Annotated in this window: 25 protein-coding genes; 9 read left to right on the top strand and 16 right to left on the bottom strand. The window is 68.3% G+C overall.

Annotated features, from left to right (window positions below; genetic code table 11):
* Positions 1-6 precede the first annotated feature (6 nt).
* Positions 7-450: a cyclic nucleotide-binding domain-containing protein gene (locus OF380_RS17160; RefSeq protein WP_264046077.1), complete on the bottom strand. Its 444-nt coding sequence runs from the start codon at positions 448-450 to the stop codon at positions 7-9.
* A 289-nt stretch (positions 451-739) separates the two neighbouring features.
* Between OF380_RS17160 and OF380_RS17155 the strand changes: the two genes are divergently transcribed.
* Positions 740-934 carry a con-10 family general stress protein gene (locus tag OF380_RS17155; protein ID WP_264046076.1) on the top strand — a complete coding sequence of 65 codons (195 nt, stop codon included), beginning with the start codon at positions 740-742 and terminating at the stop codon, positions 932-934.
* A 227-nt stretch (positions 935-1,161) separates the two neighbouring features.
* Positions 1,162-1,461: a hypothetical protein gene (locus tag OF380_RS17150; protein ID WP_264046074.1), complete on the top strand. Its 300-nt coding sequence runs from the start codon at positions 1,162-1,164 to the stop codon at positions 1,459-1,461.
* A 376-nt stretch (positions 1,462-1,837) separates the two neighbouring features.
* Here the strand turns inward: OF380_RS17150 and OF380_RS17145 are convergent, their stop codons facing one another.
* Positions 1,838-2,641 (bottom strand): response regulator, encoded by an 804-nt coding sequence (locus OF380_RS17145; RefSeq protein ID WP_264046072.1) that lies wholly within the window; start codon positions 2,639-2,641, stop codon positions 1,838-1,840.
* 147 nt (positions 2,642-2,788) lie between these two features.
* On the opposite strand from OF380_RS17145, the gene OF380_RS17140 reads away from it, so the two are divergent.
* The gene (locus OF380_RS17140; RefSeq protein WP_264046071.1) at positions 2,789-3,046 is read left to right on the top strand and encodes a NepR family anti-sigma factor; all 258 of its coding nucleotides are present in this window, start codon (positions 2,789-2,791) and stop codon (positions 3,044-3,046) included.
* A 123-nt stretch (positions 3,047-3,169) separates the two neighbouring features.
* Here OF380_RS17140 and OF380_RS17135 read toward each other — a convergent pair whose 3' ends face one another.
* From OF380_RS17135 to OF380_RS17090, 10 genes are all read right to left on the bottom strand, one after another.
* Complete coding sequence (locus OF380_RS17135; RefSeq protein ID WP_003599466.1) at positions 3,170-3,346, bottom strand: DUF1328 domain-containing protein; 177 nt, start codon at positions 3,344-3,346, stop codon at positions 3,170-3,172.
* Positions 3,347-3,521: 175 nt separating this feature from the next.
* Positions 3,522-3,722: a hypothetical protein gene (locus OF380_RS17130; protein ID WP_264046056.1), complete on the bottom strand. Its 201-nt coding sequence runs from the start codon at positions 3,720-3,722 to the stop codon at positions 3,522-3,524.
* 62 nt (positions 3,723-3,784) lie between these two features.
* The gene (locus OF380_RS17125) at positions 3,785-4,396 is read right to left on the bottom strand and encodes a glutathione S-transferase family protein (protein WP_264046054.1); all 612 of its coding nucleotides are present in this window, start codon (positions 4,394-4,396) and stop codon (positions 3,785-3,787) included.
* A gap of 40 nt (positions 4,397-4,436) precedes the next feature.
* Positions 4,437-5,624 (bottom strand): alpha/beta hydrolase, encoded by a 1,188-nt coding sequence (locus OF380_RS17120; RefSeq protein ID WP_264046052.1) that lies wholly within the window; start codon positions 5,622-5,624, stop codon positions 4,437-4,439.
* Positions 5,625-5,761: 137 nt separating this feature from the next.
* The gene (locus tag OF380_RS17115) at positions 5,762-5,965 is read right to left on the bottom strand and encodes a hypothetical protein (protein ID WP_264046050.1); all 204 of its coding nucleotides are present in this window, start codon (positions 5,963-5,965) and stop codon (positions 5,762-5,764) included.
* Between the two features lie 92 nt (positions 5,966-6,057).
* A complete protein-coding gene (locus tag OF380_RS17110) occupies positions 6,058-6,498 on the bottom strand; it encodes a response regulator (RefSeq protein ID WP_264046049.1) in 441 nt (146 codons plus the stop codon).
* 155 nt (positions 6,499-6,653) lie between these two features.
* Complete coding sequence (locus OF380_RS17105) at positions 6,654-7,550, bottom strand: dienelactone hydrolase family protein (RefSeq protein WP_264051365.1); 897 nt, start codon at positions 7,548-7,550, stop codon at positions 6,654-6,656.
* 74 nt (positions 7,551-7,624) lie between these two features.
* Positions 7,625-8,143, bottom strand: a complete 519-nt coding sequence (locus tag OF380_RS17100) for a hypothetical protein (RefSeq protein ID WP_264046047.1) — start codon at positions 8,141-8,143, stop codon at positions 7,625-7,627.
* A gap of 135 nt (positions 8,144-8,278) precedes the next feature.
* The gene (locus tag OF380_RS17095; RefSeq protein ID WP_264046045.1) at positions 8,279-8,755 is read right to left on the bottom strand and encodes a DUF192 domain-containing protein; all 477 of its coding nucleotides are present in this window, start codon (positions 8,753-8,755) and stop codon (positions 8,279-8,281) included.
* 26 nt (positions 8,756-8,781) lie between these two features.
* Positions 8,782-9,309 (bottom strand): cold-shock protein, encoded by a 528-nt coding sequence (locus OF380_RS17090; protein ID WP_264051364.1) that lies wholly within the window; start codon positions 9,307-9,309, stop codon positions 8,782-8,784.
* Positions 9,310-9,689: 380 nt separating this feature from the next.
* Between OF380_RS17090 and OF380_RS17085 the strand changes: the two genes are divergently transcribed.
* A complete protein-coding gene (locus OF380_RS17085) occupies positions 9,690-10,679 on the top strand; it encodes a heparan-alpha-glucosaminide N-acetyltransferase (protein ID WP_264046043.1) in 990 nt (329 codons plus the stop codon).
* Between the two features lie 35 nt (positions 10,680-10,714).
* Here OF380_RS17085 and efp read toward each other — a convergent pair whose 3' ends face one another.
* A complete protein-coding gene (gene efp / locus OF380_RS17080) occupies positions 10,715-11,281 on the bottom strand; it encodes an elongation factor P (RefSeq protein ID WP_264046041.1) in 567 nt (188 codons plus the stop codon).
* A 184-nt stretch (positions 11,282-11,465) separates the two neighbouring features.
* Between efp and epmA the strand changes: the two genes are divergently transcribed.
* The 3 genes from epmA to OF380_RS17065 all read left to right on the top strand — a co-directional run bounded on the left by epmA (position 11,466) and on the right by OF380_RS17065 (position 14,154).
* A complete protein-coding gene (epmA, locus tag OF380_RS17075; RefSeq protein WP_264046039.1) occupies positions 11,466-12,518 on the top strand; it encodes an EF-P lysine aminoacylase EpmA in 1,053 nt (350 codons plus the stop codon).
* Positions 12,515-13,564 (top strand): lysine-2,3-aminomutase-like protein, encoded by a 1,050-nt coding sequence (locus OF380_RS17070; RefSeq protein WP_264046037.1) that lies wholly within the window; start codon positions 12,515-12,517, stop codon positions 13,562-13,564. The genes epmA and OF380_RS17070 overlap by 4 nt, the downstream gene beginning before the upstream one ends.
* A gap of 140 nt (positions 13,565-13,704) precedes the next feature.
* Positions 13,705-14,154, top strand: a complete 450-nt coding sequence (locus OF380_RS17065) for a tellurite resistance TerB family protein (protein WP_264046034.1) — start codon at positions 13,705-13,707, stop codon at positions 14,152-14,154.
* A 3-nt stretch (positions 14,155-14,157) separates the two neighbouring features.
* On the opposite strand, the gene OF380_RS17060 is transcribed toward OF380_RS17065, so the two are convergent.
* Both OF380_RS17060 and OF380_RS17055 read right to left on the bottom strand, forming a co-directional pair.
* Complete coding sequence (locus OF380_RS17060) at positions 14,158-14,550, bottom strand: phage holin family protein (protein WP_264046033.1); 393 nt, start codon at positions 14,548-14,550, stop codon at positions 14,158-14,160.
* Positions 14,551-14,645: 95 nt separating this feature from the next.
* A complete protein-coding gene (locus OF380_RS17055) occupies positions 14,646-16,070 on the bottom strand; it encodes an SNF2-related protein (protein ID WP_264046031.1) in 1,425 nt (474 codons plus the stop codon).
* A 182-nt stretch (positions 16,071-16,252) separates the two neighbouring features.
* Between OF380_RS17055 and OF380_RS17050 the strand changes: the two genes are divergently transcribed.
* Positions 16,253-16,897, top strand: a complete 645-nt coding sequence (locus tag OF380_RS17050; protein ID WP_264046029.1) for a hypothetical protein — start codon at positions 16,253-16,255, stop codon at positions 16,895-16,897.
* A 12-nt stretch (positions 16,898-16,909) separates the two neighbouring features.
* On the opposite strand, the gene OF380_RS17045 is transcribed toward OF380_RS17050, so the two are convergent.
* On the bottom strand, positions 16,910-18,961 hold the full coding sequence (locus tag OF380_RS17045; protein WP_264046027.1) for a methyl-accepting chemotaxis protein: 2,052 nt from the start codon (positions 18,959-18,961) through the stop codon (positions 16,910-16,912).
* Between the two features lie 401 nt (positions 18,962-19,362).
* On the opposite strand from OF380_RS17045, the gene OF380_RS17040 reads away from it, so the two are divergent.
* Entirely contained in the window at positions 19,363-21,048 is a 1,686-nt protein-coding gene (locus OF380_RS17040; protein ID WP_264046025.1) for a methyl-accepting chemotaxis protein, read from the top strand.
* Positions 21,049-21,075 lie beyond the last annotated feature (27 nt).

The following is a 21,075-nucleotide window of genomic DNA, read 5'->3' as shown; positions in this document are numbered from 1 at the left end:
GGTCTCTCAGCCCTGGCTCTGCGCGAGTTGCTGGTTCGTCTGTTCCAGGCGCAGGGCCAGCTCGCGCATGACCGCAATGCCGATCTGGGGAAACTGCGCGAGCAGCTCGAGGAACACCGCCCGGTCGATCCGGAGGGCATTGGCCGGCTCGACCGCCGACACCGTGGCGGAGCGCGGCTGGTCGGCCAGGATACCCATCTCGCCCACCAGCGCATTGGCGCCGAGGAGCGCGAGGCGGAATGGCCCCTGCGGCCGGTCGATGGAGACTTCGGCGGTCCCGTCGAGCAGCAGGTAGGCGGCGTCCGCCGCATCCCCGCGGGCGAAGAGTTGCTGGCCAGCCTCGAAGTGGACGCGCTCGCTCGTGAACGCCAGCAGCTTGAGACGCGACGGCTCGACGCCGCGAAACAACGGTACCTGACGCAGCGAGGATACCTCGGTGTCGAGGGTCATGGGCGGGCTCCTGGGACGGCTCCAACGGCGCGACGTCCCTCCCGGCACGGCACGATTCAGCCATCCAATGCCGGTCGGCGCAACTTTGTCCAGAGCGGGCGGTCGAGCCCGCGGCCGACGGTGACGGCAACAGCGTGCGACGGCGCGAGCTCTGCTTTGCCCTTAACGGTTAAGCTTGAATTAACGCCCAATTCTCCTCGGGCGCTTTGCTGCCACCCCCACGAGACGAGGAACCATCGATATTGGCAAAGGTTGTCCATCCAGTGAAAGCAATGCTGAGGAGGCGCTGATGGCATCAGGAAATTCCACCTCGAAGCGAGGTTTCGCCTCGATGGATCTCGAGCGTCAACGGGAGATCGCGAGCAAGGGCGGCCGCAGCGTGCCGGCCGAGAAGCGCTCGTTCTCTCAGGATCGCGAACTCGCGTCGAATGCCGGTCGCAAGGGCGGACAGTCCACGGGTTCCGGACGGCCCGGCGAGGACTAGATCTTATTCCGCGCGGTCCTGTCGGACCGCGCGGTTTCCGTTTTTTTGGGTCTTCCAACGACAAAGCCCCGCTCGCTAAGAACGGGGCTTTGTCGTTGTCGGCATACTGTGTTGCCGCTCAGGTCATGCACCGACCCGGCAGCATCCGACGCGCTTCCGGTCCCGCGAGGGAGCTGATCGACCGTTCGCAGCCTTCCTGGAGAGGCTTACGCATACGCGGCATTTCCTTGTCGCTGGCCGTCTGGCCGGCGCTGGGAGGCATCACCCTGGTGCGTGCCGGGGCGGATGGGATGAAGGCGACACGGCCGTGGCTCAGCGCGCTGATCGCACGAGCATCCGATGATCCGGCCGAACTCTCGATCGACACGCTTGGCCTCCACTGGTCAGCCGTCTCGCGAACGGTCGGATGGACCATCAGGGTCAAGATCGCGGCCGGTCCACTCACGCTGAGAAAGAATCCAGACCGGAACATCGTCGTAATCTCCATGCGGAGCTTGACAGGTTGCACGATCAACGCGGCGGCCTGAAAACGGTTCCTTAACCATTTTAATCTGGATTTCAGGACGTTAATTCAACGGCGCAAATTGCTCTGATCGTCGTACGCGACCGCGCGTCGGATCCCGGGCGTGTGGTCAAGCTGCAACATCTTCATAAATTGCGACCCAGGCCGGGGATTTTGGAACCGCCCCGCCCATCGGTCGTTGTTCAGGCACCCGGCCGCCTGGTCCTCCCCCGCATTCCCCTTGTGCATTGGCCGGAACCTTTCGAACGGGTCGGATCATCTCCGACCCGTTTTTTTCGCGTCGAATCGACCGCATCGAGCATCGGGCAATAAAAAACCCCGGCTTCTGGCCGGGGTCGTCGTTACGTTAAAGGATCGATTGCGGCGTTCGCCGCGCCGGATCAGGCCGTCTTCGACTCGCGCCGACGTGCGCTTTGCTGGAAGAACAGGGCCTGACTGATCACGGCCGAGACATTCGCGGGTTGGAACGGCTTGGCGATGAGGAAGGCTGGCTCTGGCCGCTCGCCGGTGAGGAAGCGCTCCGGATACGCGGTGATGAAGATCACCGGAACCTCGAAGGTCTTCAGGAGATCGTTGACCGCATCGAGGCCGGAGCTGCCGTCCGCGAGCTGGATATCGGCCAGGATCAGGCCCGGGCGTGTGCCTTCGGATGCGATCTTGATGGCTTCGGTGCGCGTCCGAGCCACACCGATGACATTGTGGCCGAGCCCCTCGACGAGGGCTTCCAAGTCCATGGCGATCAGGGGCTCGTCCTCGATGATGAGGATCTCGGTGGCCATGTCGGCGGCGAGTTCGCGGCCCGCCTCGTCGACGAGGTCCCGAACCTGACCGACGTCGACGTCGAGGATGATGGCGGCATCCTCCTCCGAAAAGCCTTCGAGGCAGGAGAGCAGGAACGCCTGACGGGGAAGCGGCGTGATCTGCCCGAGCCGCACCTCGGCCGGAAGGTCGTGCTGAACCTGCTCGCTCTGGCCGTTCACCGAGAGCGAATTCCAAATGCGCGTGAAGACGCGAAACAGATCAGCCTTCACGTTCGAGCTGCGGCCGAGCGTCTCCGGCTCATTCACCAGAGTTTCGAGCGTCGCCGCCACGTAGGCGTCGCCAGCCACTTGGCTGCCGGTCAGCGCCCGCGCGTAACGGCGCAGGTACGGCAGGTGCTGAACGACGAGTTGAGCTGTCGACATTATATCCCCTTGGCTGTGCCGTTCTCTCGGGCGCCTCCGCCACAACGCGGAATGCCGGGCTCCGTTCCGCCGGTCGGGAACCCATTGTTCACACCAGCGTTGCAGCAGCAGCCATGGCCTATGTGACGCCGCAAAACAATCGCGGCGATGTCGCTTGTCGACATCCAAGGGGACCTGAGTATGGACGAACACGGATCGGGCGCCGGCCCCTCCCCCGAGGGCGCGCTCCCGAAGACGAGTGACGATCCCGCGGGGCAGGGCCTCAGTGATCATACCCAGAAGCGGATCGGACTGCACCTGCGCGCGATGTACGATACGATCATCCAGCAACCGGTTCCAGACCGCTTCCGCGATCTCATCGCTAAACTCGACGGTACGACGTTTGATCCGGACCCGGACGCCTGAGAGGCCACGGCGGACGGCCTATCACCGTCAATCGCTGTCTTCGACGAAGAAGGGCCGCTCGCGTGAACGAGCGGCCCTTTCCATGCTGTTCGGATCAGGGTTTCATCCTGACCCGGACCTATGTCAGAGGGTCGGCGAGCGGCCGCGCATCAGGCCGATCACGGCCGAGATGGCGAAGAGCACGATCGCGACGAAGAACACGAGCTTGGCGGCTTCCATCGCCGTGCCGGCAATGCCACCGAAGCCAAGCAGCGCCGCAACGAGGGCGACGACCAGGAATGTAACGGCCCAACCGAGCATGTGACTCACCCTTATCAAGTATGGTGCAGCATCGGCTGCGACCTCATGTCAGCATAACGCCAAGTTAGCGATCGGGTTCCTGCTGTGGTCACACGACGGCCACGTTTTCGACACGACCGGTTTGGCGGCTGATTCGGAGGGCCACGAGACCGTGCGCTCGGGCGGATCGCGCGCCTCAGACCGGACGGCGGCCCACCGCCCGTCGCCAGACCAATACGGACACCACGAGAGCGGGGACGAATTGAGCGAGGCCGTTCTCGGCGAGGTCGGCGGGGGCCAGATGCAGCCCCAGCGTGAGCCGCGTCAGCGCGTTCAGAAGAAGAACGACGACGCAGAAGAGTATGGCGGCGGCGAGCGCGGCGACGAAATCGGGCATGGCGGCTTCTCCGGGAGACCCCGAAGGCGATCACGCAACCCCTGCGCCAGACCTGTCCCGCCTCAGGAGGCGGGGGGCCGCGTTGCCATCATCGACGGGCGCGCCGCAAACATCGTGTACCAGGCCGCGAGGGCCGGATGGGCATCAGGCCAGGCGAGTTCGGCGAACCGCAGGTCGAGGTAGCCGAGGGTGCAACCGAGAGCGATGGTCCCGATATCCACGCGGGCCTCGAGGCGCCTCGCATTGGCTTCGAAGCTCGCGAGTACACTCTCGATCTTCGCGGTCTGTCCGGCGATCCAGGCGGCTGAACGCTCGGATTCACGGCGGGCCGTCAACTCGTACCGGACCAACAGCGCGGCATCGAGCATGCCGTCCGCCGTGGACTGATCGTTCAGGGCGGTCCAGCGCGCGGGGCCGCTCGCCGGGAACAGGCCGCCCCCGGCCCGGGTATCGAGGTATTCGCAGATGACGCGGCTGTCGGCGATCGCCTGACCGGACTCGTCGATGAGGGTCGGCACCTGCGCCATGGGGTGCCGGGCCAGGACCGTCCCGTCACGCTTCATCGGATGGGCGGCGGCGGGAAGCAGTTCGAGACTGTCCGTAAGACCGTGCTCGAAGGCGACGACCATGACTTTCCGCGCAAAGGGCGAAAGGTGTGAATGAAACAGCTGCATTGGGATCGATCCAGGTCCGAGACGTGGCGTGCGCCGACGATCAGGGGCGTCGTCCGCTGGCCGGCTTCGGCCGGGGCGCCGATGATGCGGGAGCCGTTGCGCTCGGCGCCACGGCGGCACGCGGCGTCTCGATCACGAGGCGCTTGACCGGCCAGCCGTCCGCCCAACGCTCCATGTCGCCGAAGCGGGGATTGCCTTTCAGGGTGCCGGCGTCGCTGCCGGCGAAGGCCGCGGTGGCCGCGAGATCGAAGGTCTTCCAGTAGGCGAGATAATCCAGGCTGTCGGCGCGGGCATTGTTGATCTGTGCCACCAGCGTGGTCTGCTCGCCCGTCAGCGCCATGTCGGGCGTCCATTTGAAGGGGGGTGCCGGCTGCTTCGGATCGCGCGGAGGCTCCGGCGGCAGCTTGATCGCGCCGCCATCATAGGCGGGATCGACCGCCGCCGGTGAGGACAGCGTTGCTGTCAGGGCCGGAAAACCGTGATCGTCCGATAACGCCCTCAGGAACAGCTTGCGATCGGTGGCAACCGCGCTCGCCTCCCGCAGGAGGCGTCGGGCGGCCAGATCCGCCGCGCGCGCATCGCGGTCGCCGATCACCGTGATCACGAGGGTCTCGGAGGCGATCCGGGAGAGATCGTGAAGGACGACACCACGCGACCGTGCATCGCTCGCGATTCCACCGGGCATGATTGCAAAGACGAGGCGCGGCACGGGCAATCCCTGCTCCCCGGCATCCGCCGCGATGTTCGCCGCGATCGGAGCGCCGGCCAGATGCCCGATCAGCGCGACGCGCTTCAGGTCCGGCTTCGCCTCCGCATCCGTGCCGAGTTCCGCGAGGGCCGCCTTGAGCAGGCGCTCGGCGATGGCACTCGCATCGGCCGGCCGCGTGCGGTTCACCTCCTGGAAGCGGGGAAAGATCACCAGGGCCCCGGTGCGTGCCAGATGGTCGATCCAGCCTCCGTAGGCCTGGGGATTCGGCGCACCCCAGGCATGGAGCAGCACGATGACCGGGCGTCCTTCCGAGGGCGCCGCCCCAGCTTTGTAGAACACGAAGCTTCCGGCGCCGGCCTTGCCGAGGCCGCGCTTCGTGATCGTCGCGTCGCGGTCGCCGATCCCGCCAGGGCCCTCCTTCGGCTGAGCCGGGGGAGCTGCAGACCACGCGGGCTGCGCCATGGCAACCAGGGCCGCGAGACCGCAGGCGGCCAAACCGAGATGTAAGTTCAAACGCATGGGAGGCCCGACTGATCGACCCGGCGCGTCCGAAGGATGCCCTCCGTCAACGGGATCTGATTTCAGGGAGCATCATACGGGAAATGCGTGCCCCTGAATGCGGCATTCCGGCCGCACTTCATCCGGCGATTCGATTGTCAGGAGGCGTCGCCACCCCGACGTTCATCGATCATCGCGGCCAGACGCAGGAGCTCGCTCGGCTGTGCCGAATCCGTCAGATCGTCGTACACGTCGCGCAAATTGCTACCGAGGGTCGACAGCATGCGCTGATCGGAGAACGCCGTGAGAGACGACCAGGACTCGTCGATCATCGGGCTGCGCAGGGCGCGAACGGGTTTCATGGCTGACTCACCGGCCATCGAGCGGCCTTTCAATTTCCGAGACCGGTCAACGGGCGATTACACGGATGTTTCCATAAAGGTATGATAATACTTTAGGCACCGGTCGGTGGTGAGCCGATCACGTCGGGGCCTCGCTTGGCACCGTCCGGACGCCCGGCGGCTTCCTCCACCCAGGCGAGGATGTCGGCCGCGCGCCATGGCTTCGGGATGAAGGTTGCGGAGACGCGCAGATCGCTCGGCTGGTCGCCGGCATCGCCCGAGGTCAGGAGCACCCGCACCCGTGGCCAGGTCACACCGATGATCCGGGCGAGTTCGAAGCCGCCGATTGGCCCCGGCGTCCGCACATCCGAGAAGACGACGCTGACTTCGTCCGCCCTGTCATTGAGGATCGCGAGTGCGCGTTCGGCCGTCTCGGCCTCGATGACGCGGAAGCCCGTTTCTTCCAGCAGTTCGGCCGCGAGGAAGCGCTCGTCGGGCTCGTCCTCGACGACGAGGATCACGGGTCGTGCGTCCGAGGATGTCACAGCACTCATGGGTCCGGAACGCTCTTGAGGCCAGAACGGCGGGCCGCTTACATCGTTGCGCCATGCGCGCACAAAAGTGTCAATGTGTCTGATTGGACTATCGCGGGGCGCCCGACCACACGACAGCCCGGCTGTGCTTTAAAGGTCACGCTTGGAGCAGGGTTTTAGCCAACACCGTGCATCTTGAGAAAGGATAAAGCCCGCTCCCAACCATCCTTCGCTTCGGTTGGACGATAACTTGGCCGGTAATCCGCATGGAAGCCGTGCGGGGCATCCGGGTAGACGACCAGTTCGACCGACTTGCCCGCCGCCCGCGCCTTGTCGCGGGCCGCCTCCACAGCCGCCACCGGAATACCGGTATCGGCACCGCCATAGAGCGCGAGGATGGGGGCGTGGATTTCCGCGGCCACATCCATGCCGGTGAGGGGCTGGATCGGCGACGGCTCGCCACCGACCGGACCATACCACGCGACGCCGGCCTTCAGGTCCTTCCGGTGAGCGGCGTAGAGCCAGACGCCGCGTCCGCCGCGGCACCATCCCATGGTGCCGATCCGCCCGCCATCGCCACGCGAATGGGACACGGCCCAGGACGCGGCCGCGTCGAGGTCGACGATCCACTGGGCATCGGGCGTCTTGGAAATCACGTCACGGATGATCGCCTTCGCATCCGTCATCGTCGAGAGGTCGCCCTGGCGCGCGTAGAGCTCCGGAGCGACGGCGCAGTAGCCGACCTTGGCGAGGCGCCGGCAGATATCCTTGATGTAGTCGTGGACCCCGAAGATCTCCTCGATCACGAGGACGATGGGGAACGGCCCCTCCCCCTTCGGCATGGCGCGGTAGCCAGGCATCGGTCCGTCCGCCGCCGGAATCTGGACCTCCCCGGCTTCCAGACCCTCCGCATCGGTGTGGATCACCTGGGCTTCCACGGCCGTCGTGGCCAGGGTGAGGCCGGTCATCAGGCTCGTCATCACGAAGCCGCGCCGCGACAGGGGTGGCACCACGAGCCCGGAGAGTTCTCCGATTGGAGCGGCTTCGGTCAGGTCATCCGGACAAGCGGCCATGGTGTCCCCCGTCGACATCGAGCGTCTTCAGATCAGCTAGGGCATCGCGCGGCCACGGCGAGCCCGGGAAGGTCTCAGGACGTGGCGCGCTGGCGCGGGGCCTCGCCCGTCAGGTGCGTCACCGGCATTCCGACGCGACGGCTGGTCGCCCGCGTCTCGCTGCCAGGACTGCGCTTGCGAGCCGGCAGCGAGCCCGGGGATTTGACCGTGTTGACGGATCTCGGCCGAACGACGTCGCCCAGCGCAAGGAACTCCTCGGTACCGCCCGCCTGCGCGGTGTGCTTCGTTCCGGGACCTTGGACGAGCCCGAATCCGACCGCGAACGACCGTGCGAGGCTCGCATCCGGAATCTCACCGAATGCTTCCAGTGCCGCCAGGAAGGCCTGCCGGAAGCTGCGGGGGGTGCACCAGTTCTTCTCCGCGAGGTGCAGCGGCCACTCCCAGAGGTCGCCCCGGCGCATACCGATCGTCTCACGGGTGATGAAGTAGCCCGTGCCGCGGTGTTCGAGACCTTCGCCGAGCACCCGCCAGTCCGCGTTCTCGAACAGGGCGACCGTGGATGCACAGGTCTCGTTCGGATGCAGGTCGAACATGATGTCCCCTCTCGATCGCTGTGTCGGGCCGCGTGCGGGCGGTCCGAAGCGTTTCAGAACATTAAGGGAACAGTGCTCCGAAACGGTACAGGCGTCAAGCCGGTGTTCTCGATGTGTTCGGGGTGTCCGCCGCGGTTACCGGGGCTTGGCGCCGAACAGCGGATGCTCCACCCGGTCGCCGGCGTGAAGCTTGAGACGGGCCGCCGTCCCGGCATTCAGTTCGAGGACGGAGAGCACAGGCTCGTTCGAGGGGATGACCTTGGTGGAGAGCGGCTCGGTCTCGGCCGCGATCTTCGCGATGGTGCCGTCGGCGCGGATGAACAGCATGTCGAGGGGCAGGTAGGTGTTCTTCATCCACATGGCCACCGGTGCGACGGCCTGGAAGTCGAACAGCATCCCGTGGTCGGGCGGCATGGTCCGGCGGTACATCAGGCCGCGCGCCCGGTCGGCGTCGTTGCGCATCACCTCGACGGCAAAGATGTGCCGGCCTTCCCGGCCGACGATGCTCAGGCGCTCGGTCGGACCGGACGCGGCGTCCTGAGCCGCCGCCTGCGCGAGGCCGAGGAAGATCAGGGTGAAAAGCGCGCGAAACCCATCACGCGCGTCGAACATGCGTCGAGAAACCACCGGACCATCCGTCAATGTGAAGCGGGCAGCGCGCCGTCGAGCAACCGGACCTCGGCCGCCATCTTGCCCTTCGAGCCGTCACCGTAGCGGACGAGAACCATCTCGCCAGGCTTGAGTTCGGCGATTCCGTAACGGCGAAGCGTCTCCATGTGCACGAAGATGTCCGGCGTTCCGTCGCCCCGGCTCAGAAATCCGAAGCCGCGCAGGCGGTTGAACCACTTCACCACGGCGGTTTCGAGACCGCTGGTGGGCGTGACCGTCACATGGGTGCGGGGCAGCGGGAGTTCGGAGGGATGGGTAGCCGTCGTCTGGTCGAGAGAGACGACCCGGAATGCCTGCCAGCCCCGCGCCCGTTCCGTCGCCTCCACGACGACCCGCGCACCCTCGCTGGCGTTCTGGTAGCCGTCACGGCGCAGGCAGGTGATGTGCAGAAGCACGTCCGCCGATCCGTCGTCGGGCACGATGAAGCCGAAGCCTTTGGCAACGTCGAACCACTTGATATGGCCCGAGACTTCGATGAGGTCGAGGGGGCGCGTCATCTCCCCCGCCAAGCCCTCACCGGCGCGGGTGTCGTCGAGGTCCCCCGACGAGCGCCGCCCAAACGGGCCTGAACCGAAATCGTCCGACATGTAAGCAACCCATACCGAATCACGCCAAGCGACTCATGGGAGAGATTAACAAAGTCATGACTCTGCGGAAGCCCGTTTCACGGCCGCAGGACGCCCCGACTGCCGTATTGTTCGCCACGGCGGTGCGCTTGCAACAGGCCGCCCCGGCATGGCCCCGCAGAACCCCTGGTCACGGCACAGCATTTCGAAGGGACGGCGGCCCGCATTGAAGTTTGATTCAGCAGGTGTCGGGAATCGCGTTGCCCGCGATGCGTCGCCCGGGCTGCGGATCGGTGCTAGGGGCTCGGCGGATGACCCGCCCCCCTGCTCCGCCAGTTATTCGTCTTGCACGCTTCGATGTCATCGATGCGGCGCGGGGCGTCGCGCTTGCCGCGATGGCGGCCTACCATGCGACCTGGGACCTCGGCGCCCTGCGGCTGACCCCCGAGAACTACGCGCTGACCCCGCTCGGACGTCTCGCCGCCCACGGGATCGCAGGAGGTTTCCTGATCCTCGTCGGCATCGGCCTCGTGCTGATGAACGGGACAGGGATCGCCGTGCGGCCTTTCACGCTGCGGCTCGCACGCATCGCCGGGGCGGCGCTCCTCGTCACCGGGGCCACGCTCGTCACGGATCCGTCGAGCTACATCTTCTTCGGCATCCTGCACTGCATCGCGGTGGCCAGCGTCCTCGCCCTGCCGTTCCTGCGGCGCCTGCCGGTCTGGGCCGTCGTGGTTGCCGCCCTCGCGGTGCTGGCCGCGCCTCACCTCGTCGCGGCGGATTGGCTCGACGCACCGTTCCTGGCCTTCCTCGGCCTCGGGCGCGGAACGCCGCAGACCAACGACTACGTGCCGCTGTTTCCCTGGTTCGGTCTGGTGCTCGCCGGCATCGCCCTGGCCCGGTCCGGATGGGCGGCCTTCGCCCGCTCGCGGCTCGGCGTGTGGCGGGCGACGGGACGGCTGGGGCGCGGGCTCACCTTTGCCGGCCGGCACAGCCTCGCGATCTATCTCGTCCACCAGCCCGTGCTGATGGCGCTGCTTACCGGGCTCGTCACCCTGACCGGACCGCATCCGCAGGCGGGCGTCGCCGAATTCCGGGCGGTCTTCGTTCGCAACTGCCTCGCGACGGGGGGAGAGTCGCGGGCCTGTGCCATGGCGGCGGCCTGCGTCTCCGATGCTTTCCGGCGCGAGGGCCTCTGGGCCGAGAAGCCCCGCAGCTTCAGCCCCGAGGAGCGCCTGCGGGCGCAGGGACTCTCGCAGGGCTGCTACGAGGCGGCGGAGGGAACGGCGCCCGTGCCGTGAGGCCGGGACCGTTCCCGGTCGCGCTCAATCCTGACTCAGTCCTTGGCGCGCTCCACGTAGGAGCCGTCCTCGGTCATGATCACCACGCGGGTGCCGACCGCGATATGCGGCGGGACGGCGGTGCGCACGCCGTTGGAGAGGATCGCGGGCTTGTAGGACGACGAGGCGGTCTGGCCCTTCATCGCCGGCTCGGTCTCGGTCACTTCGAGGACGACGCGCTGCGGCAGTTCGAGGGTCAGCGCCACGCCGTTATGGCTGGAGACCATCACGGCCATGCCTTCCTGGAGGTACGGCGCGGCGGAGCCGACGACGTCCTTGGGGATGGCGACCTGGTCGTAGTTCTCGGGGTTCATGAAGTGAAAGCCCTCGCCGTCCTCGTAGAGGAAGGTGTGCTCCCGGTCTTCGACGAAGGCGCGCTCCACCGACTCGGTGGTGCGGTAGCGCTCGGACACCTTTACGCCGTCGGTGATGCGGCGCATGTCGAGCTGCGTCACGGGGGTGCCCTTGCCGGGATGGATGTTCTCGACCGTCAGGATGACGTAGAGCTTGCCGTCCTTGTCGACGACGTTGCCCTTGCGGAGCGTAGAGGCGATCACCTTCACGGGGTCTGGTCCTGCTGTGTGCGTAGAGAAAAACGGGTGCGTCGCCCCGGCGCGGTGTCATCCGCGGGAGCGACATCTTGGCCCCGCCACTAACCTATCCGAGCCCCCGTTGCCAGTCGCCCCGTGAGGCGGCGCCCAAGAGCCTTCCCATCCAGGCCATGATCCTCACTCCATCGCGTCCCGCATGAGCACCCCCTCCCCCTGGTGGTCGCCGCACCGGCATGCCGACCGCCGCCCCGCCCTGATGGCGCGAAACCGCATCGTGGCGGCGTTCCGGGCGCATTTCGCGCGCGCCGACTTCGTCGAGGTGGAGGCCGCCGCGCTGCAGGTCTCGCCGGGCAACGAGGCCCACCTTTCGGCCTTCGCCACCGAGGCGCTCGGGCCGGATGGCACCCGCCAACCCCTCTATCTCCACACCTCCCCGGAATTCGCCTGCAAGAAGCTCCTGGCCGCCGGCGAGAGGCGGATCGCCTGCTTCGCGCAGGTCTTTCGAAACCGCGAGCGTGGGCCGCTGCATCATCCGGAATTCACCATGCTCGAATGGTACCGGGCCGGCGCCGATTACACCGTCCTGATGCAGGATTGCGCCGCGCTGCTGGCGCTCGCGGCCGAGACGGCGGGATCCGCCACCTTGCGCCACCGGGGACGGGAGGCCGACCCCTGCGCGGCGTTCGAACGCGTTACCCTGGCGCAGGCCTTCGCCGAGCGGGCGGGCATCGACCTCCTCGCCACGGTCGATGCCGATGGTCGGACGGACCGCGCCGCTTTGGCCGCCGCCGTCGCTGCGGCGGGGCTGCGGGTGGCCGACGACGACAGCTGGGCCGACCTCTTCAGCCGCGTCCTCGTCGCCCGCATCGAGCCGCATCTCGGCATCGGCCGTCCCACCATCCTGTGCGAGTACCCTGTGAGCGAAGCGGCCCTCGCGCGTCCGAGCCCGCGCGACCCCCGGGTGGCCGAGCGGTTCGAGCTCTATGCCTGCGGCGTCGAGCTCGCCAACGCGTTCGGCGAACTCACGGATGCCGAGGAGCAGCGCCGGCGCTTCACCCTGGAAATGGCCGAGAAGGCGCGCGTCTACGGGGAGAGCTATCCCCTCGACGAGGAGTTCCTGGCGGCGCTGGCCATCATGCCGGAGGCGAGCGGGATCGCCCTCGGCCTCGACCGTCTGGTGATGCTCGCCACGGGCGCGCCGCGCATCGAGGATGTGATCTGGACCCCCGTGGCGGGACCTCCGGCATGAACCCGCCCCTGCGCAATCCCGCCGCCCTGGTCCGGGCCGGACTCGTCGCCCCGGGCGACCTGCCGGCCCTCGAGGCCGTGGCGGCGCGCTACGCCGTGTCGGTGACGCCCGACATGGCCGCGTTGATCGACCCGCACGATCCGGCCGACCCGATCGCCCGCCAGTTCCTGCCCCGCGCCGAGGAGCTGACGACGCGCCCGGAGGACGATGCCGATCCGATCGGCGACGACGCCCACAGTCCCCTGCGGGGCATCGTCCACCGCTATCCCGACCGGGTGCTGCTCAAACCCCTGCATGTCTGCCCGGTCTATTGCCGGTTCTGCTTTAGACGTGAGATGGTCGGCCCGGACGGGCTCGGCATGCTGAGCGAGGCCGATCTGGCGCAGGCGCTCGCCTACATCGCGGCGGATCCCGAGATCTGGGAGGTGGTGGTCACGGGGGGCGATCCCTTCGCGCTCTCGCCCCGTCGCCTCGCCGCCCTCGCGGCGGCGCTGGCGGACATTCCGCATGTGCGGGTGCTGCGCTTCCACACCCGCGTGCCGGTGGTCGATCCCGTTGCGGTGACGGACGATCTCGTCGCGGCCCTCAAGCGCTTCGGGCGCGCGGTCTTCGTCGCGCTTCATGCCAACCATCCGCGTGAGTTCACCTCTGCCGCCGAGACCGCGATCGCGCGCCTCGTGGATGCCGGGATCCCAATGGTCAGCCAGTCGGTGCTCCTCGCCGGGGTGAACGACGATCCCGATACCCTGAGTCTTCTGATGCGCCGCTTCGTCGAGAACCGGGTGAAGCCCTACTACCTGCATCACGGGGACCTCGCGCCGGGCACCAGCCACCTGCGCACGGATCTCGCCCGGGGGCGGGACCTCGCCCGATCCCTGCGCGGCCGGCTCTCGGGCCTCGCCCAGCCCCTCTACGTCCTCGACATCCCGGGCGGCCATGGAAAGGTGCCGGCCGGGCCGGACTACGTGGAGGCGGACGGGACCGGATGGCGGGTGACCGACCCGCGCGGGGTTCCGCACGCCTACCCGCCGAAGCGGGATGACTGAGGACGCGGGAGCGACCGGGGTCCCGCGTTGACAGGCCGGCAGCGCCAAGCTTTTGATGCGCCCGGACTTTCGTGCATTCACTCAAGGTCGGTCCCTCGCCGCGCACGCGTCGTGGAACAGCCCTTTCGCCGGAGAAGCTGATGGGCGCGTTTCAGGATTTCGTCGGACGCTTTACCCAGAACGTCGCGGCTTATCTCGGGGACCGCGCCCTGATGGAGGCGGCGGTTTCGGCCGCGGCCAACGTCATCCTTGCCGATTACGAGGTCGACGAGGAGGAGATCGAGGTGGCGCTCGCGGGGATGCGCGCCAACCCGATCCTGGAGAAGGGCTACGACACCCTCAAGCTGGAAGCCGAGCTGTTCGAGGGGATCGCCCGCGCGCGCACCCGCGCCGGGCGGGCCGAGAACCTGCGCTTCGTCTCGGCGCTCGCGGATCGCGAGATTGACCAGCGCAAAAGCGTGTTCCTGATCGCGGCCGATGTCGCCGATCAGGCCGGTATCAGCGCGGTCGAACACGTCGCGCTCAGTGAGATCGCCGGCGCCCTCGGGGTCGACAAGGACGCGCTCCTCGCCTCGGTCGCCGGAGGCTGAGGCTCAATCGGCCACTTGATTTGCGACCAGGGCCGCATCCTTGCCGACCTGGCGCTCGAAGCGGCGGGGTAGCAGGTTGGAGCGGGCCATCCGACGCGTGCCCATCACCGTCAGGATCAGGGCGACGGCGGCGAACGGGGTGCCGACGATGAGCGCCGCCAGGACCTCCGAGCCGATCAGCGCGGCGAGCCCCTTCACCAGGGCCACGAACAGCATCACCAGGGCGGCGACCACCAGCGTGAGCGCCGTCCCGAACCGGGCCACGAGCCCCAGGATCGCGCGGATGTTCCCATCCGTCTCCCGGCGCATCAGTTCGAGTTCCTGACCCACGAGGTCGCCGCCGTGGCGCAGGCCCTCGCTGATCAGGCTGCGCAGGCTCGGCGTCGGTCGTGCCATCGTGTCGGATCCTCTTCGTCGGACGGTCCCGGAAACCCGGGACCCTGAAGGCCACAACCGTGACGGTACGATCCCGTTCCGGCCGACACGGTCTCTCAGGGCGCGGCCGCCTCCGGAATCGCTCCGATCGCCGCTGCGATGGCGTCGAGGAGCGTCGTGTCCTCCCCCGTCATGGCCTCCATCGAGGCCATGCGGGCGACGACGGTGGCGGCGATGCTTTCCTCCACGGTACCCTCGGCGAGCGCGTAGTAGACCGTCGCCTGCCGGCCGTCGCGGTGGCAGCGCCCCTCGATCTGCGCGAGTTGAATCGCGCTGTGGCGCAGGTCGTGGACGATCAGGGCGCGGGTGCGTTCGCCGCCGGGCATCTCGCCCTCGTGCAGCGAAATCGACTCCGTGACGGTGAAGATCACCGCGTCGAGGTTTCCGGTCTGGAATGCGAGGCGCGTCGCCTCGTTGGCCTCGCCCGAGCGCGTCCCCGTGATGGCGTCGGCCCGCCAGCCCGCCGTCCGCAGGGCCTCCACGAGGGCGTCCCCCGTTTCCAGGAAAGCCACCGAGACCGCGATCTGCTGCCCCTCCTCCAGCAGGAGGTCGGCGAAGGCGGCGGTGCCGGCGACCCGCAGCAGGCTCGCCTTCTGGCGAAAACGCAGATCGGCGGCCCAGCCCGCCGGCTTGCGGGTGCTGCCCCCCAGGAGGCCCCATTCGCGCCGGAACTCCCGCCATGTCGCGTCGTAGAGGCGCCGTTCGGCCGGGCTCAAGGCGACGGGGCTGAGTTCGCGCTGGACTTCGGGCCAGCCGGCGATGTCGGCGGGGCGCCGCCGCATTCCGATCGCGCCCGCGCCCTTGAACAGCAGGTCGGCCATCACGGCGCAATCGTGCGGGTTCGCCTCCCAGGACCAGTTGGTCCAGCGCCCCTTCGCGCGCCCGATCCCGAGGCGTTGCATCAGGACGCGAAACTCCGCCAGCGCCTCGCTGGGCTGGCCCGCCGCCTCGCCGAGGAGGCGCCCAAGATACGAGAGTTCGTGCGGGGCTTGGCCGGCCGTGGCGCTGAGATAGACCGTGAACGCGGCCGCCTGCGCGATCTGCCGGCAGACCAGGCTCTGCTGCGCATAGGGGTTTCGCAGGCGATGGCTCTCGTCGAAGACGACCAGGGGCCAGGCGCGCTTCGGCGTCCCGTGCCGGGCCAGCGCGTTGTTCCGGGCCCGCGTCGAGCGGCTCCGATTCACCGGGGGCGGCGCCATCAGAGCCTTGGTGCGCTCGTAGTTCGTGAGCGTGACCGCCTTGTCGGCCAGACCCGAGAGGGCGATGGTCCGGCGCCATTGCGGCATCGCCCCCTTGGGGCAGACGATGAGGATCTCGCGCTCGGGCATCGCCGCCAGCGCGCTCCAGACCGAGAGCGTCTTGCCGAGTCCCGTCGTGTCGCCGAGCAGGAAGCCGGAACGTCCCGCCGCGCGCGCGGCCAGGATTGCCCGGCTCGCCGCGACCTGATGGGGGCGCGGGATCAGTCGTGCCGCAACCTGCATCAGGTTCGTGCGCCGGCGGATCGCGGGGAGCGCGAAACTGGTCTTGAGGACCGGGTTCCGCGGCCTCGCCGATATTTTGACGGCGGCCTCACCATGTTCTGAAAACCTTGGAACTGTTCAGGTTGTGCTTTTGTTAAGGTGTCGTCCCGACGCGCGGTCGGGTGCCGCAATCGGAGAGATCGATGCCGACGATTCCGCTATCCGCCGCGCCGCGCGCGGCGATGGTGTCTGCCTTCGCGTTGCTGATGCTCGGACTTCCGGCCCATGCGCAGAGCAGCGAAGGCAGTCTCTTCGACCTGCTGTTTGCCCCCGCCCGCCCCGCCCCGCAAGTGGTGCCGGCCCCGGTTGCCGCTCCGGACGCATATGCCCCGACGCGCCGCTCGATCCGCCGCGCCGTCACCACCCGCCAGCGCCCCAAGATCCGCTACGTGGCCCTCCCGAAGGCGGAGCCTCTTCAGATCAAGATCGCGGATCGCCAGACGCCCCTCGACATGAAGGCGGGTCCGGCCGCTGCCTTCATGAAGGACGAGACCCTGCGCCCCGGCGATATCGTGGTCATGAAGGACGGACCCAAGGTCTTCGTCGGCAAGCCGGACGACCGCCACACGGCGCGCGACTTCGAGAGCGTCGGGCGCTCAGACTTCATCGATCGCCGCACCCGCAACCAGCTCGCCGCCATGATGCTCCCGGTCGGGGCTATGCCCGCCGACCAGGCCCGCCGGATGATGGCCCAGGCCCGCAAGGTCATGCCGGCGACCGTCGACCAGCCGGTCCGGATCGAGGCCACGGCGATGCGCGTCATCAATCCCTGGACGACCGCCCGCTAGGCGTCGCGCGACTCAGGCCGCCCGGACGCCGGCCAGGAAGTCGTCGACCTGGCTGCGCAAGGACGCCGCCTGCCCGGCGAGTTCGCTGGCGGCGGACAGAACCTGGGACGAGCCGTTCCGCGCCGCTTCCGCCGCCTCGCGCACGCCGACGATGTGGCCCGAGACGGCGCGGGCGCCTTCCGACGCGAGCGCCGTGTTGCGGGCGATCTCCTGGGTCGCCGCGCCCTGCTGCTCGACGGCGGCTGCGATGTCTCCCGAGATGTGTCCGAGGCGCTGGATCACCTCGCTGATGCCCGCGATCGTCTCCACCGAAGCGTTGGTGGAGTGCGTGATCTCCGCGACCTTCGCGGCGATGTCCTCCGTCGCGCGGGCGGTTTGGGTCGCAAGGCTCTTCACCTCGGTCGCCACCACGGCGAAGCCTCGCCCCGCCTCCCCGGCGCGGGCCGCCTCGATGGTGGCGTTCAGCGCGAGCAGGTTGGTCTGTCCGGCGATGCTGGAGATCAGGCCGACGATCTCGTTGATGCTGCTCGCCGCCGTGGCGAGGCGTGCGACATCCCCCTTCATCCGGGCGGCGTCCCGCTCCGCCTCGTCGGCGACGACGGTCGACGTCTCGACGCGGGTGCCGATCTCGCGCACGGAGGCGCTCAGCTCTTCCGTGGCCGCCGCCACCGTGTCGGCCGTGGCGGCGTTGTCCTGGGAAACCGCCGCCACCGCGCCGCTGAGGGACGAGGTGTCGCTGGCGGCCTGGGTCAGGGCGTAGGCGGCGGTCTCGAGCTGGTTGGAGGCCGCCGAAACGGCCTCGACGATGCCTCCGGCCTGTGTCTCGAACCGGTCGGCGAGTTCGAACATCGCCTCGCGGCGCGCGGCCGCCGCGCGCTGGCTCAGGACCTCGGCCTCGGCACTGATGCGGCGACGCTCGGCGATGCTGTCGCGGAAGTCGAAGGCCGCTGCCGCGATGGCACGGACCTCGCGCGCGCCGCCGGTCGGGATCGGTCCGCCGTCCGCCCCGCGTCCGATGGCGGTCAGGGCCGCCGCGATGCGGGCGAGCGGGCGCGCGATGGCGGTTCCGAAGGCGAAGGCCAGCCCGCTGGACACCGTGAGGGTGAGAAGGCCGGCCGTGATCCAGATCGTCGCGCTGCGTTCGGCGGCCGCCCGCGCATCCGCCGCGGCGCCGGCGAGTCCCGTGGTGAGGCTGTCCTCGATGGCCTTGAGCCCGTCGATGCGCTGCGTGGCGAAGCCGAACCAGGCCGGGGCATCGGTGAAGGCCAGGGGCGTTCCGGGCAGCGTGTCGAGGATGCCCTGGCGCAGGCGCTCGACCTCCCGCACGGCCGGGCTCGCCTTGGCGGCATCGAGGAGGGCCGCACCCGCCGGATCGGCGCCGAGGCGGAACAGGGCTTCGTAGGTGGCCTGGCCGGCCATCAGGCCGGTGAGGCGTTCCAGTCCGGCGAGGTCGCTGCGCCCCATGCTGATGATCGCCGAGGCCGTCGCGCGCTCCTGACCGGCGAGTTCCTTCAGCGACAGGAAGGCGGAATAGGACGCGATGCGGCCTGCAAGCTCGACGCTTGCCGCCACCTGGGACATCTCGCGCACGAGGTCGAGGGCGCTGGCGATGACGCCCGAATAGAGGGCGACGTTCTGGGCCGGGGTGCGGGCGAGGGCGTCGACGCCTCTGCGGTGCTCTGCGATCGCGGCGATCTGGCCGGCCAGCGCCGTTTGGCGACGCGCCACGCCGGGACCGAACGTGTTCGGGTCCAGGCCGGCCGCCGCGTCGAGGCTGGTCCGGCTCTCGTCCGTCCGCCGGCGCTGGGTATCGAGTTCGGCGCGGAACTGGGTGCCCTTCGAGCCCAGGAACAGGTTGGAGGCTCCGCGCTCGCGCTGCGCTTCGTGCACGAACGCGCTGATCCGCCCCGCGAGGCCCGCGAGATCCTGCACCTGCATCATGCGGGTGCGCTCGCTCCAGCGATCGGCGATGGCGAGACCCGCCACCACCGCGAAGGCGAGGCAGGGCGCCAGCGCAACCAGAACGATGCGGGCGCGAAGGGAAGACAGGAAACCGGTGGACATATCGGGGAGCCTACGACGGATGTTCTGGTCTCCTTATGTTTGCAGAGCGGTAAAGGACGGGTTGCCGTCCGCATCGGTGATTGATTTTCCGGCGGAATCGCAGATTTCCATCAGTGTCCGCCATGATCTCCCGGCCCCGCGTCATCGCGAAGTGTCCGTCCGTTCCGTCTCCCGCGTTGACCCATCGGCCCTGTCGGCGCCGATGCCGGACATGGACCTCGGCGTACCCCGATCCGACTTGGCATCAGAACACATCATCTGCTTTTCCAGCGAATAGACCCGGTACAGCGCCAACTTTTTCAGGTGAGCCCTCCGGAAGCATCCAATTCTTTCACCAAAGTCCTGCAACCATCAGCATGAAGATGAAATAAAAGTCTTTGCGGTGAAGTTGGAGAAATAAAATGCTGCAAGCTGTCTCGATCAGGTCGAAGCTGGTCCTGGCCTTCGCTGTCATGGTTGCTCTGGTGATGGCGCTCACCACGCTAGCCTTCCATCAGGCGCGGGTGCTGCACGAGACGGGAGCGGATGTTGCCGAGTTGCGGTTGCCGGCTACACAAATTCTCGGCCGGATCCAGGCGCTGACGCTTCGGGTCCGGATCAATGGAGGCCGCCTCCTCGCGGCCAAGACGGACAATCAGGTCGCGGAAGCCAAGCTCCTGCTCGACCAGCGCCTCGCCGAACTGCAGCAGCAACAGGCGCTGTATCGCGAGCTGCCTGCCTCGGTGGAGGCGCAAGCGACCTATGCGGGCTTCGAACGGGCCTGGAACGGCTATCTGGCACTGCATGAGGCGGCGGTGGTCATGACCGAGAACGACGACCTCGCCGGAGCCGTGCGCAGCTACGACGGGGAGATGTCCGATGGCATCCGCACGGTGATCGCCGAGTTGAACAAGCTCAACGCGCTGATCGAAGCGGCGGCGAAGGCCAGCGTCGCGCAGGCAAATGCCGCCTACGAGGCCGGCACGCTGCAGATGTTGGGGTTCCTCGCCCTCGCGGTGCTGCTGGCGGTCGGCGCAGTGTCCCTCCTCATCCTCGAGGTCAGCCGGCCCCTGACCCGTATGACCGGCGCGATGCACCGCCTCGCCACGGGCGACACCGCCGCGTCGATCCCGGGAACGGGCCGCCGGGACGAGATCGGCGCCATGGCGGCGGCCGTGCAGGTCTTCAAGGACAACCTGATCCGCACCCATGCCTTGGAGGCCGAGACGGCGGAGGCGCGTGCCGGCGCCGAGGCGCAGCGCAAGGCCGCCATGCGGGATATGGCCGACGAGTTCCAGGGGGCGGTCGGCGGCATCATCGCCTCCGTCACGGCGGCGGCGGGGCAATTGCAGGCGACGGCGCGGAGCATGACCGAGACCGCCACCGATACGGCCGGGCAATCCGGCACCGTCGCGTTGGCGGCGCAGGACGCCGCCGCCAACGTTCATGCGGTGTCCGCCGCGGCGGAGGAACTCGGCTCATCGGTCGAGGAGATCAGCCGCCAGGTGGACGGCTCGTCCCGGCTGGCACGCTCGGCGGTGAACGAGGCGGACGAGACGGCCGGCCTGGTGCAGGCCCTGAGCGCCTCGGCCGTGCGCATCAACGACGTGGTGGCGATGATCTCGACCATTGCCGCCCAGACCAATCTGCTCGCGCTCAACGCCACCATCGAGGCGGCCCGCGCCGGCGAAGCGGGGCGCGGCTTCGCGGTGGTGGCCGCCGAGGTGAAGGAACTCGCCAACCAGACCGCGCGGGCGACCGACGAGGTCGCCGGGCAGATCGGTCAGATCCAGGCCTCCACGGCGCAGGCCGTCACGGCGATCAGCGGGATCGCGACCCGCATCCGGGAGATCAACGGGGTCGCGACCTCGATCTCGGCGGCCGTCGAGGAGCAGGGCGCCGCCACCCAGGAGATCGTGCGCAACGTCTCTTGCGCTGCGTCGGGCACCGGGGCTGTCACCGCCGGCATCTCGCGGGTGGCGGGCGCCGCCGGGAAGACCGGCGAGGCGGCCGACGACGTCCTGTCTGCCGCATCCGACCTCTCCGGCCAGTCCCGCAAGCTCGATACCGAGGTCGCTCGCTTCCTCGCTTCGCTGCGGGCCGCCTGAGGTGGGGCCGGGCCCGAAACTTCCGAA

It is taken from the genome of Methylobacterium sp. FF17 (assembly GCF_025813715.1).
GTDB lineage: Bacteria > Pseudomonadota > Alphaproteobacteria > Rhizobiales > Beijerinckiaceae > Methylobacterium > Methylobacterium flocculans.
This window is presented reverse-complemented; position numbering and strand designations above follow the sequence as displayed.